Here is a 12100-nt window from a genome sequence, read left to right as displayed (position 1 = left end):
TTAATTATGGATCACCCGGGGTGGTTTTAGGAAACTTCCTCCACGATGAATTCGGCGAGTTCGCGGGCGGTGGGTGCGGGAAGGCGGACGTCGACAAGCGTGCCTTCGGCCGTGTACTCCTCGTGGCGCACCGTGCCCTCGGCGTGAACGCGGGCGACCACATCGCCGCGGGTGAAGGGAACCTGCAGCTTGACGTGGCTATCGCGGGAGTTGAGGAAAAGCTCCACGCGCGCGGTCAGCTCGTCGATTCCCTCGCCCGTGCGCGCGGATACGTAGACAACATCCTCATGGTCGAGTACGTGGCGCAGCTCGGCGAGCACTAGCGGGTCGGCCTGGTCGATCTTATTAATCACAATAATCTCGGGCGGTGCCTGTTCCCCGGTTTCCGCGACAATGTCATAGATGACCTGGTTGACGGCCTCAATCTGCTTGAGCGGGAAGGGGTCAGAACCATCGACCACGTGCAACATAATATCGGCGGCCAGCACCTCTTCCAGGGTGGATTTGAAGGCCTCGACTAGCTGCGTGGGCAAGTGGCGGACAAAGCCGACGGTATCGGTGAAGACGACCTGGCGGCCGTCGGCAAGCGTGGCACGGCGAGTCGTGGGGTCCAACGTGGCAAAGAGTGCGTCCTCCACCAGCACGCCGGCGCCGGTCATGGCGTTAATGAGCGAGGACTTTCCGGCATTGGTGTAGCCGGCAATGGCTATCTGCGCGATGGTTGAGCGCTGGCGCTTGGAACGCTTAACCTCACGGGCGGTCTTCATAGCGCGCAGCTCCCTGCGCAGGCGGGCCATCTCCGTGCGGATGCGCCGACGGTCGGTCTCAATCTTGGTCTCACCGGGGCCACGCAGGCCGACGCCGCCGTTGGAACCAGCGCGGCCGCCCGCCTGGCGCGAAAGGTTGCCGCCCCAACCACGGGTATGGGTGTAGAGGTATTCCAGCTGCGCCAAGGAAACCTGCGCCTTGCCCTCTTTGGACTTGGCGTGCTGGGCAAAGATGTCAAGGATGAGCATCGTGCGGTCAATGACCTTGGTGTTAAGCGCGCGCTCGAGAGCGGTGAGCTGGCCGGGGTTGAGCTCGCCATCGCACACCACGGTATCCGCACCGGTGGCCTCGACGATGTCGCGCAATTCCTTGACCTTGCCGGAGCCAATGAAGGTGCCGGAGTCTGGCTTATCGCGCTTTTGATAGATCATCTCCACTACTTCGGCGCCGGCGGTCTCGGTCAGCGCCGCGAGCTCGTCCATGGTGGCTTCGACTTCGGCCACGGTGCCTTCGGTCCACACGCCAACCAGAATGACGCGCTCGAGGCGCAGCTTACGGTACTCCACCTCATAGCCATCGGTGGTGTCTTCGGCGCGGATGGTGGTCTCACGGGTAACGCGGCGGAAGGCGTTACGCTCTGCCAGGTCAAGGTCACCGGTGGTGGGCGTTGCCTCTGGTGCGGCCGGGGCGTCGTTATCGCGGAACGCGCGGGCGAGGAGATCGTCGTTATTGTGCTGGGAAAATTCGGTCATACTACCTTTTATTTTGGCACGTTGCGGCCGAAAGCGGGAATTGCGGATTCTGGGCTGGGCTTACTAGGCGATACAATGGCGGGCATGAACGTTAAGGACACTGGGGTGAAGCAGAATACCGAGATGCAGGCCATTGGCCTCAATTTCGAGCGTTGGCAGGATGCCGTCGAGGCCGCCATCGCTAGCGACCGCCTAGCCGTTACCGGTGAGGTACGCGGTGGTCAGCTGATTCAGTTCACCGATCCATCGGGCGCGCAGCTCAATATTCTCGCGGTAGAGCCTTTTGCTACTTTCATTGGCTTCAATGCCGTGACGCAGGGGTTCGCCCACGTGGAGATGGTCAACGATGTTCTCGCGCTGCTGGAAATTATCGATCCTTTCGGAACCACCATCGCCCAGGCCACCGCGAACTTGGCGCAGGGGCCTTTGCTTGCCGACGAACCCTTGCAGCAATGGCAGCAAATCTCCCTCACCGCCATGGGCCTTGATGTCCGCACCTACGAGTCTGCCGCTGCCTATGAGGCGGCCGAGGGCGAGTTCCCGGCGCTCTTTGAGTCCGCAGGCGCGAAGGTTATTTCCTCCGGCTCTGGCGCGGAGGTTCCTACCCCAGCCGCTACCTTCGCGGCCCGCGTCATGGAATCCGAGTGGCGTACCAATGAGCTAACCGGCGAGAAATTCGCCCACCTCGTCATGGATGGCCTCTTCCCCTTCGATCTCTGCCTGCCTGCGGGTAGCGACGAGCTGCCTGCTAAGGACTCTATCGTGGCCGGCACCGCCCTGCTGACGGCTTCTATTGAAATGCCCAGCGGTGGCTGCGGCGACGGCGCTGGCTGCGGTTGCGGCTCTGGTGGCTGCGGCTGCGGAGGCCACTAAGAACTGACGCAAAGGTCTGGTGAAATAGCTGTGTGGATGCCCTTCCCGGAAAATGCGAGAAACCGGCGCGTGCTGGTTCTCGCGCTGATCCTGGTGGGATCAGTGGCGGTTGTGGCAACCCTAAAACTTCCCGGGGTTTTCATCGCGGCACTACTTATCGCGGCGGCGCTGCTTATGCTCCACACCCGGCCGGACGCCTCGGAGCAGGCGGCGCTGCGCAGCTCTATTCGGCTCTCGGCCGAAGATATTGAGGACGTCTTGGCGGAGTACGAAGACTTCCGGTCCTCCGAGGCGGCCGAGAAGATCGCGGACCGCACGCTCTACCGGCCGGCGCTTTTAGATCTGGATTGCTCCGACCCCACCATCGAAGCATTCCATTATGAGATCTCGGGCGCTCGGCGATTCCTGCGCCGGTTGAACCTGCGCGTCAACGCGGAAGAGGTCAGCACCAACGAGCTGGAGTCCTTGCTCAAGGTGACCGATGAACGAGCCCGCGAGCTCAAGGAAACCTGGCTATCGGCCCGCCGCGCCGCCTTTGCGCTCGGGCCGAAGTATGAAAAGAACGAAGTAAAAAATCGCGCCTTGCGCCGCCAAGCCCTCGAAGAGCAAGCGTTCGAGGAAGAGGAAGGCGAAGGGCGCAGCGCCTAAGCGCTCACCGCGCACCGCGCGCGTCGGGCCCGACGCGGTCTAAAGGGAGGTCTCGCCGGTGGCGACGATGGCGGACGGGCCGGTCAGGCGCGAGCCACCCTCGTAGATGTCCACTGTCACTTCGCCGCCGGGGACGTGTACGTGCACGGTGCCGTGAGGGGTGGTGGTGTGGTCAACGGCGGCGTCGGCAAGCGCGGCGGTCGCGGCCGCCACGGTGCCGGTGCCGCAAGAGCGGGTCTCTCCTACCCCGCGCTCAAAGACGCGCATGTGCACGTGGCCATCGCGCAGCGGGGTCACGACCTCAACATTCACGCCGTCCGGGAAGAAGGCTTCATCGATGACTGGCTGCTCGAAAGTCTTGGCCGCAAGTCCCTCGGCGTCCAGCCCCGGCACCACGGCCGCGAGGTGCGGGTTGCCCATGTCGACGCCTAAACCGGCGTAGCTCTCCCCAGCCATAGACGCGGTGGATACACCCGTTACTTCGGCCGGTCCCATCTCCACGGTGATCTCGGCCGCGTGCTCATCGCACGAGTGCACCGTCACGCGCTTGGCGCCGGCGCGGGTGCCGATGGTGAACTCGTCTTCTTCGACGAGGCCGCGCGAGCGCAGCCAGTGGGCGAAAACTCGGGTGCCGTTGCCGCACATTTCGGCCACGGAGCCGTCGGCGTTGCGATAGTCCATGAACCAGTCATGGGGCGCGATGCCCTCGGCCAGCGCCTCGATTTCCCCGGCCGCGAGCAACGCCTCGGCGCGCACGACGCGCAGCACACCATCGCCGCCGATACCGGCGCGGCGATCGCACAGCGCCGCTACGCGCTCGGGGGCAAGCGGCGTGGCGGCCGCGTGGTCTTCGACGATGACAAAGTCGTTCTCAGTTCCATGACCCTTGGCAAATTTCATGCTCCCTACCCTAGCGCGCGCAGCGCCTGGGCGGTCGTATCGCCCGCGGCATCCAGCCACACGATCCGCTTATCGCGGTTGAACCAGGAACGTTGGCGGCGCACGTAGCGCCGTGTCCCGGTAATTGTGCGCTCGACGGCCTCATTCCACGTAAGTTCGCCGCGCTGGGCTTGGAATACCTGCGCATAGCCTATGGCACGCCCGGCCGTGGAATCGGCCACCAAGCCCTGGGCTTGGAGGCGCTCGACTTCCTCGATGAGCCCGCGCTCAAACATCTGGCGGGTACGCAGCTCGATGCGCGGATTAAGCCAGTCTGCGGTAGTGCGCAGGCCGAGCAAACGGGTGCCCCACCGCGGCGGGGCGTCCTTCGGCGGTTGGCTGGCTTTATAGGGCTTGCCGGTCAATTCGATGACTTCCAAGGCGCGCACGGTGCGCCGTGGGTCCTTATCTTCAATGATGGCGGCCGCGGCCGGATCCACCTGCGCCAGCTCCTCGTGTAGGGCATCGGTCCCGATTTCTACGCGCCGGGCCTCATACTTGGCGCGGACGGCGGGGTCGGTGGGTGGGAACTGCCAGTCGTCGACAAGCGCTTGGGCATAAAGCATGGAGCCGCCGACCAAGATTGGCGTCTTGCCGCGGGCCATGATGCCTTCCACGTCCGCGATGGCATCGCGCTGGTAGCGCGCCACAGAGGCGGTTTCGGCCACGTCCCACACATCGAGCTGGTGGTGCGGGATTCCTTCGCGCTCGGCAGGGGTGAGCTTGGCGGTGCCAATGTCCATGCCGCGGTAGAGCTGCATGGAATCGACGTTGACCACCTCGCCGTATAGCTCCTGCGCCAGCGCCAACCCCAGCGCAGATTTGCCGGAGGCGGTGGGTCCAAACACTGCAATGGGGCGCATTAGACCTCCCATCCTGCAACGTAGCGGCCGACGCCCAAGGTGGCGTCGGTGGCCAGCAATTGCGCCTTCTTTGGCTGTAGTCCTGCTAACTCCTCCCACAGTGCGGGCTCTACCACACCGCGCTGGGAAAGCCACTCGCCTGCCTTGCTTGCCGACGCCCCCATCAGCACCTCCTCGCACCACTCGTGCGCTTCCTGGGCACCGGGAACGAGCGCTAAGGGGGCGCGTTCGGTCAGGCCCGCGCTGCCATCTGCCACGACGATGGTCAGCGCCGCCGGATCCGGCTGGCCAATGTGCTCCCGGCTAGCGCGGGCGTTAAGCTGCGGCACGCTGTGCAGCACGTAACGGGCCATAATCTCGGGTAGATAATTGCCGCCGCCTAGGTTCGTGGCCGCACCCCACGCCTTTAAGCTGCCGGTGTGGGCGGTGTACCAGCGCTTGTCCTGGCTGCCGACGATATCTACCTGCGTTATGCCGGCGGCCGCAGCTTCCACCGCAAGGGTGCGGGCAGCGGCAAGCAGTGCGCGGGAGGCGGCGTCATTGGAGGAAAGCTCCACGGCCAGCGCGGGTGAGGCTGGCATTACCATGAGATTGAACATTATTCCTCCATACTATCTACCCAAGTGGAGGTAATTAAATAGAATCTGGGCACGCGCGGAATATTCGCGGTAATGTATCCAGTGATTTTATTCGGCAGCCGTGACGCGCGGCGATCTATGCATAGGAGGGCTTGTCATGTCTCCCATCCCTACCCCAGGTTCCATGCCCAAGAAGGGCCCTCGTCCCACCGCAAAGCCTGTTCCCGTCCAGGCACCCAGCAAGAATGACCCGGCCAAGTGGGGCCGGGTCGACGCGGATGGTTCCGTCTTCGTTTCCGCTCCGGAGGGCGAACGCAAGATTGGCGAATGGCAGGCCGGCACCCCCGAGGAGGGCCTACAGCACTACGGCGCGCGCTACGACGATCTCTCCACCGAAATTGAACTGCTCGAGGCTCGCCTGCGCGCCAACCCCAGCGAGGCCGCTGGCATCAAGAAGACCGCAGCGCAACTGCGCGACACCCTGCCTACCGCTGCGGTGATCGGTGATATCGCGGCCCTTGACCGCCGCCTTGTTGCCGTCATTGAGCACTCGGTAGAAGCCGGCGAGCAGGCGCAGGCTGATAAGGAGCGCCGCCGCGAGGAAGCTATTGCTGCCAAGGAAAAGCTGGCAGCTGAGGCAGAAGAAATTGCCGAAAACTCCACCGAATGGAAGGCCGCCGGCGACCGCATCCGCGCCATCCTAGAAGAGTGGAAGCAAATTAAGGGCATTGATCGCAAGACCGACGATGCCCTATGGAAGCGCTACTCCCGCGCCCGCGATTCCTTCAACCGCCGTCGCGGCTCCCATTTTGCCGAGCTGGACCGCGCCCGTGCGGTTGCCCGCAAGAAGAAGGAAGAACTCGTCGAGCGTGCCGAGGCCATCCAGGATTCCACCGAGTGGGGACCCACCGCCCGCGCCTACCGCGATTTGATGACCGAATGGAAGGCCGCCGGCCGCGCCCCGCGCGACGTAGACGATAAGCTGTGGGCCCGCTTCCGCGCCGCCCAGGACAAGTTCTTCAATGCCCGCAATGCCGTCAATGACGAGCGCGACCGCGAGTTTGCAGAAAATGCCAAGGCCAAGGACGCCTTGATTGCAGAATACGACGGCCAGATCGACCCGTCCAAGGGAATCGAGGGTGCGAAGGCTAAGCTGCGCGAGCTGCAGGAAAAGTGGGAAGAGATTGGCTTCGTTCCCCGCAAGCAGGTGCGCGAGTACGAGTCCAAGATTGAGGCGCTGGAGCAGCGCGTCGCCGACGCGGAAAAGTCCGAGTGGCGCCGTACCGACCCAGAAGCGCAAGCACGCGTGGCGCAGTTCCAGGCTAAGGTCGATGAGTTTAACTCCCAGGCCGAGGCAGCTGAGGCCAAGGGCAATGAGAAAAAGGCCGCTGATCTGCGCGCCCAGGCCGAGCAGTGGCAGGCTTTTGCCGACGCCGCCGCTAACGCCGTTAACGATAAGTAGTGCACCTCGTCCGCATTGCGCGGCCACCGCGGCCGCCGCACTCGCCTAGCACTGACGCCCGGCCCGCCGAACCTGCGGACTGCATTCGCAGCTTCGTCTTTTGGGCCAACTTGGCGGCCCAAGAGGCCAGCGGCGACGCCGCGGCATCGACGTCGCCGGGCCGCGTGGTCCAGCGTCTGCAGGGTTCTAGCGAATCACAGACCCATCTCTTTGCCGTAGTGGACGGCGACTCCACCCTTGGTGAGGTTTCTGAGCTGGGACTGCCGCTCATCCCCTCGGTGGAGCCGAGCCCGGAGCTGGACTACCTCGGGTTCATCCACATCAGCCTGCCGCTGTTGGAAGAGCGCGAGGCAGCAGAGATTGAATGCGTGCTATGCGATTTGCCCCTTCCTGGCGAACAGCTCGATGAGGAGGGGCGAAAAGTAGCCGAGTGGATGGGTGCGAAGGCGCTGGAGCTGGCCCGTAAACTCGGCCGCACCGTAGCGCACGTGGGGCTATTGCACCCGCCGGGCGCGGACCCAGACTACGACGCTATGGGCAGCATCTACCGCGAGCTTGGTTTTACGCAACGGCATGCGGAACACCAGCTGGTGATGGACATCCCCGAAAGCCCTGTCGCAGCACTGCTCCCGGCGGGGATAACCGCCCGAATCTGGCCGGATTACGACATCCCTGAGGACTACCTCGACGAGGTCATGCGGCTGCTTAGCCTAGCGTCCACAGACGCGGAAACCGGTGATCTGACGGTGGAGCCCATCGTGTGGACGCGTGCTCGATTGCGCGAAGCGCACAGCCGCCTGCGCTCTCGCCGCGGGCACACGCTTCTTATCGCACTCACCGCCGAGGACGGAAGCATACTCGCACTGACAGAAATGGCTCGGCACGAGGACGCGAATCCTGAAGTATGCGAGTGGACTCTGACAGTGACCGATCGCCCGCACCGCCACCGCGGACTTGCGCAGCTAGCCAAGCTCACAGCGCTGCATGAGGTGGCGCACTATTGGCCGCGGGTACGGCGCTGCTATTGTTCCGTTGCCGCCAAGGACGCTGCAATGAATGCCATTTACCGCAGCCTGGGTGCCCGGGAACTTTCCCGCTCTTCCGCGTGGGAGTTGCGGCTGCAGGATTAGCGGCGGTAGGCCTACTACTCGCCGCGTTGGGCGCGGTGGCGTTCGGCGGCTTGCTTGCGGCGATTGTCCGCCAGTGGCTCCCGCTGCGGTGCCGCGTCAATCCTGGATTGAAATTCGCCCACCTCATCGAGCTGTCCGGCGGTGGCGCGCACGCGGGCTTCGGCGGCCTTCTGCTCTGGGCTGCGGCGCAGCGCCACCGTGCTATAGGCCAGAAATGCTAGGAAGGTAGCTAGCATTCCTACCCACATTCCCAGCGACGCCCCGTCGGCGGTAGAGCCACGAAACCAGAAGCCCCATAGGTTGGCAAAGAAGGACACCGTCACCAGCATCCATGCAATCAGCCCAGGAGTGGCGCGGCGGGTGAACAGCGTCACCGGAGTAAGAATGCCCAACCCAATGAGCGCGAGCCACGCGGAGACGGTTTCCATGATGGAAATCCTCACGCCACTTGACGTGGTGCCAAAGGTCAATGCCTCCCAACCATGGGCCGGACCGGCGTAGGGCAAAATCAGGTAGAGGATATACGCCACCACTGCAATGCACAGCGTGACCTTGTGACCGCCGAGGTCCATTGTTTGAGCTGCTCTCCGCTCAGCGTTAGCTGCATTGTGGGCTGCGGTGGTCGAATGCTCCTCAGTCATGGCTCCCTAGCCTACTCCCCTGCTAGCAACCGCAGGAATCGCCGGAATCGGCGGCCGCGGGCTTGCCAATCGACGGCAATCCCAGACCGACGCCGATGGGTGCGGTGGTAGGCGTTTCCCCGGCAGCGGACATGTCGCCGGCCTTGGTGCGGGTGTGGGAGGTCACGGCGGCGTCGGCAAGCAAGAAGAAGGAGCCCGCACCGGTGACCTGGGTATGCACCACATCGCCCGGGCGAATCTCCGCCGAAATATCCGTGCCGTCAGAGTCAACCGGGGTGAAATGCACTAGGCGGCCATCGCGGGCGCGGCCGGTCATGCGGTGGGTTTCATCGTTCTTGCGGCCGCCTTCGGCCTGCACCAAAAGCTCCACATCCGTGCCGATGAGCTTCTTGTTTTCCTCGGCCTGGATGCTATCTTGCAGGGCAACGAGACGCTCGAAACGATCCTGGACGATCTCCTTGGGAATCTGGTCCTCCATTTCCGCAGCCGGGGTTCCCGGACGCGGCGAATACTGGAAGGTAAAGGCCGAGGCAAAGCGAGCGCGGCGCACAAGCTCCATGGTGTCTTGGAAGTCTTCCTCGGTCTCGCCTGGGAAGCCCACGATGATATCGGTCGTGATTGCGGCGTGCGGAATCTTGTCCCGTACCTCGTCCAAAATCCGCAGGAACTTCTTAGTACGGTAGGAACGGCGCATATCCTTAAGGACCTTGTCGGAGCCAGACTGCAGCGGCATATGCAACTGCGGGCACACGGCCGGGGTCTCGGCCATGGCATCGATGACGTCGGAAGTAAACTCCGCCGGGTGCGGGGAGGTAAAGCGCAGGCGTTCAAGGCCTTCGATCTTGCCGACCTCGCGCAGCAGCTTAGAAAAGGCGAAACGGTCGCGTGGCATATCGGGATCGGCGAAATTGACGCCATAAGCATTGACGTTTTGCCCCAGCAGGGTGACCTCGGATACGCCCTGGTCCACCAAGGCTTTAACCTCGGCCAAGATATCGCCGGGCCGACGGTCCTCTTCCTTGCCGCGCAAGGAAGGAACAATACAGAAGGTGCAGGTGTTATTGCAGCCTACAGAAACAGAAACCCAGCCGGCATAGGCAGACTCACGCTTGGCTGGCAGGACCGACGGAAAAGCCTCGAGGGAATCAAGGATTTCCACTTGGGCTTCATCGTTGTGTCGGGCGCGCTCCAGCAGCGTCGGCAGGGCCGCCATATTGTGAGTGCCAAAGACAGCATCAACCCACGGGGCATTATCTAGGACGGTGTCCTTGTCTTTCTGCGCCAGGCAACCACCCACGGCAATTTGCATGCCGGGATGATTTTCCTTTGTCTTCTTCAAGGCACCCAAGGTGCCGTAGAGCCGCTTATCGGCATTTTCGCGCACGGCGCAGGTATTAAAGACGATGAGATCTGGCTCCACGCCTTCGCCGGCGGCCGCGTAGCCGGCTTCCTCCAAGAGGCCAGAGATGCGCTCTGAATCGTGCACATTCATCTGGCAGCCGAAAGTTCGGACTTCATAAGTACGGTTATCTGCGATTGTCTGCTCCACGTCGGCATAGTTTAGCCATGAAGCTAGGCATCTCATAACTGCCGGACTTAGCCATTCCGGCGCTACCCTGCCTTGGCCGTATCAGTCCTCTGCGCGCAGTTCCGCGCACCGCGCGTCAAGGGCTGCGATTGCGATCTGTAGCGACATCCCTTCATTGAAGCCGCGGCGTGCCAGCACACCCACGATGCGGCGTAGGGCCTTGTCGCGCTCCTTGCGATCCGGGGGAACGGTCTTAATGGAGCGAGCCTTCCTTTCCGCAAGGGCCTGTGCCATGGCTTGTTCATCGGCAGGGTCAATTTGCTCGAGGGCCTCAGCACGATCGGCCTCGCTCACGCCCTTTTCCCGCAATTCCCTGTTGAGAACCGAGCTGGACTTGCCGCGCCGCTTATGTCGTTGGCGCACCCATTCATGCGCAAAAGCGGCGTCGTTCACCAGCCCCGCGTGGGCCAAATCATCCAGCACGTCCTCAAGGACATCTGGCTCAAACTCGGCCTTTACTAGACGGTCATAGAGCTCTTTCCGGGACCTAGAACGCTGATCCAAAAGACCCAGCGCCCGAGAGCGGACCTTGGCCTTGGCTTCTTCTGCCTCTCGATCAAAAAGCCCACCCCCAGCTGCTCCATTCTCATAGGCCTCGAGGGCCTGACGGAGTTGGGCGAGCTTTTCGGGGGCGGGCTGATTCATGATGCAGATTCAAATGGTACGTGGAGCGTGTGGGGACGGGCTAGACGATTTTAGTCGTCATCAAAATCGACGTTTGGAACGAGATCAACGGACTCATCGGTCAATGGGTCATCGGCACCAGGAACGTCCATCGCGGCACCCTCCTCGCCTTCGGCCGCGGCCTCGCCGATACCGAGCTTCTGGAAAATCTTCTGCTCGATTTCATTGGCCAGATCCGGGTTATCCTTCAGGAAATTACGCGCCTTCTCCTTACCCTGGCCCAACTGGTCGCCTTCGTAGGTAAACCAGGAGCCGGACTTGCGGATGAAGCCGTTTTCGACGCCAAGGTCAATGATGGAGGACTCGCGAGAGATGCCTTCGCCATACATGATGTCGAACTCGGCAATCTTAAATGGTGGCGAGACCTTGTTCTTTACTACCTTGAGCTTGGTGCGGTTACCGATGGCATCTTGGCCGTCTTTCAAGGTCTGAATGCGGCGGATATCGCAGCGCACGGAAGAGTAGAACTTGAGCGCCTTACCACCGGTGGTGGTCTCTGGCGAGCCGAACATCACGCCAATCTTTTCGCGCAGCTGGTTAATGAAGATAGCGGTGGTACCGGAGTTGTACAGGGCACCGGTCATCTTGCGCAGCGCCTGGGACATCAGGCGGGCCTGGAGGCCGACGTGGCTATCGCCCATCTCACCTTCAATTTCCGCCTTCGGGGTAAGGGCGGCTACGGAGTCAACGACGATGATGTCAATTGCGCCGGAGCGTACCAGCATATCGGCAATCTCCAAGGCCTGTTCGCCGGTATCTGGCTGGGAAACCAAGAGGTTATCGGTATCCACGCCAAGCAGGCGAGCATACTGCGGGTCGAGCGCGTGCTCGGCGTCAATAAACGCGGCAATGCCGCCATCCTTTTGCGCGGATGCAATAGCGTGCAGCGCAACAGTGGTCTTACCAGAAGACTCCGGGCCATAAATCTCTACGATGCGCCCGCGCGGGAAACCGCCAATACCCAGAGCGACATCGATTGCGGTATTACCGGAAGAAATGGCCTTAATCGGTGGGCGGTTGTCATCGCCCAGGCGCATCACAGCGCCTTTGCCGTAATCCTTCTCAATCATGGCCATTGCGGCATCGAGGGCCTTTTGGCGGTCATCTCCCTTAGAGGCGGCAGAAGAAGACTTCTTTTTGGTTGCCATTAACTTTCATCCTTATCTTTAACGAC

The 12100-nt window shown here is 62.3% G+C and carries 12 protein-coding genes; 4 read left to right on the top strand and 8 right to left on the bottom strand.

Translation table 11 applies throughout. From position 1 onward, the window contains the following. Positions 1 to 26: 26 nt before the first annotated feature. Positions 27 to 1520, bottom strand: a complete 1494-nt coding sequence (hflX, locus tag MHY13_RS05300; protein WP_239281896.1) for a GTPase HflX — start codon at positions 1518 to 1520, stop codon at positions 27 to 29. 75 nt (positions 1521 to 1595) lie between these two features. On the opposite strand from hflX, the gene MHY13_RS05295 reads away from it, so the two are divergent. Both MHY13_RS05295 and MHY13_RS05290 read left to right on the top strand, forming a co-directional pair. Next, complete coding sequence (locus MHY13_RS05295; protein WP_239281868.1) at positions 1596 to 2393, top strand: hypothetical protein; 798 nt, start codon at positions 1596 to 1598, stop codon at positions 2391 to 2393. Between the two features lie 111 nt (positions 2394 to 2504). Beyond that, on the top strand, positions 2505 to 3041 hold the full coding sequence (locus MHY13_RS05290; RefSeq protein WP_239228328.1) for a hypothetical protein: 537 nt from the start codon (positions 2505 to 2507) through the stop codon (positions 3039 to 3041). A 39-nt stretch (positions 3042 to 3080) separates the two neighbouring features. Here the strand turns inward: MHY13_RS05290 and dapF are convergent, their stop codons facing one another. Genes dapF through MHY13_RS05275 form a run of 3 tightly spaced genes read right to left on the bottom strand, consistent with a single transcriptional unit; the run spans position 3081 to position 5442 of the window. Further along, a complete protein-coding gene (gene dapF / locus MHY13_RS05285) occupies positions 3081 to 3941 on the bottom strand; it encodes a diaminopimelate epimerase (RefSeq protein ID WP_239281866.1) in 861 nt (286 codons plus the stop codon). A 5-nt stretch (positions 3942 to 3946) separates the two neighbouring features. Continuing rightward, complete coding sequence (gene miaA, locus MHY13_RS05280) at positions 3947 to 4855, bottom strand: tRNA (adenosine(37)-N6)-dimethylallyltransferase MiaA (protein WP_239281832.1); 909 nt, start codon at positions 4853 to 4855, stop codon at positions 3947 to 3949. Beyond that, complete coding sequence (locus MHY13_RS05275) at positions 4843 to 5442, bottom strand: hypothetical protein (protein WP_239228331.1); 600 nt, start codon at positions 5440 to 5442, stop codon at positions 4843 to 4845. The genes miaA and MHY13_RS05275 overlap by 13 nt, the downstream gene beginning before the upstream one ends. Before the next feature lie 136 nt (positions 5443 to 5578). Between MHY13_RS05275 and MHY13_RS05270 the strand changes: the two genes are divergently transcribed. Then, the gene (locus tag MHY13_RS05270) at positions 5579 to 6883 is read left to right on the top strand and encodes a DUF349 domain-containing protein (RefSeq protein ID WP_239281830.1); all 1305 of its coding nucleotides are present in this window, start codon (positions 5579 to 5581) and stop codon (positions 6881 to 6883) included. Next, entirely contained in the window at positions 6883 to 8013 is a 1131-nt protein-coding gene (locus MHY13_RS05265) for a GNAT family acetyltransferase (RefSeq protein WP_239281819.1), read from the top strand. The genes MHY13_RS05270 and MHY13_RS05265 overlap by 1 nt, the downstream gene beginning before the upstream one ends. A gap of 14 nt (positions 8014 to 8027) precedes the next feature. Here the strand turns inward: MHY13_RS05265 and MHY13_RS05260 are convergent, their stop codons facing one another. From MHY13_RS05260 to recA, 4 genes are read right to left on the bottom strand one after another with little or no spacing between them, the layout of a single operon-like run. Continuing rightward, positions 8028 to 8654, bottom strand: coding sequence for a hypothetical protein (locus tag MHY13_RS05260; RefSeq protein ID WP_239228334.1), 627 nt, complete (start codon positions 8652 to 8654; stop codon positions 8028 to 8030). Between the two features lie 22 nt (positions 8655 to 8676). Next, positions 8677 to 10239 (bottom strand): tRNA (N6-isopentenyl adenosine(37)-C2)-methylthiotransferase MiaB, encoded by a 1563-nt coding sequence (miaB, locus tag MHY13_RS05255; protein WP_239281817.1) that lies wholly within the window; start codon positions 10237 to 10239, stop codon positions 8677 to 8679. Positions 10240 to 10284: 45 nt separating this feature from the next. Further along, the gene (gene recX / locus MHY13_RS05250; protein WP_239281815.1) at positions 10285 to 10887 is read right to left on the bottom strand and encodes a recombination regulator RecX; all 603 of its coding nucleotides are present in this window, start codon (positions 10885 to 10887) and stop codon (positions 10285 to 10287) included. A gap of 50 nt (positions 10888 to 10937) precedes the next feature. Next, positions 10938 to 12074, bottom strand: a complete 1137-nt coding sequence (gene recA / locus MHY13_RS05245; protein ID WP_005328639.1) for a recombinase RecA — start codon at positions 12072 to 12074, stop codon at positions 10938 to 10940. Positions 12075 to 12100: the final 26 nt, after the last annotated feature.

The sequence above is a fragment of the Corynebacterium sp. ACRPE genome, assembly GCF_022347435.1.
GTDB lineage: Bacteria > Actinomycetota > Actinomycetes > Mycobacteriales > Mycobacteriaceae > Corynebacterium > Corynebacterium tuberculostearicum_D.
This window is presented reverse-complemented; position numbering and strand designations above follow the sequence as displayed.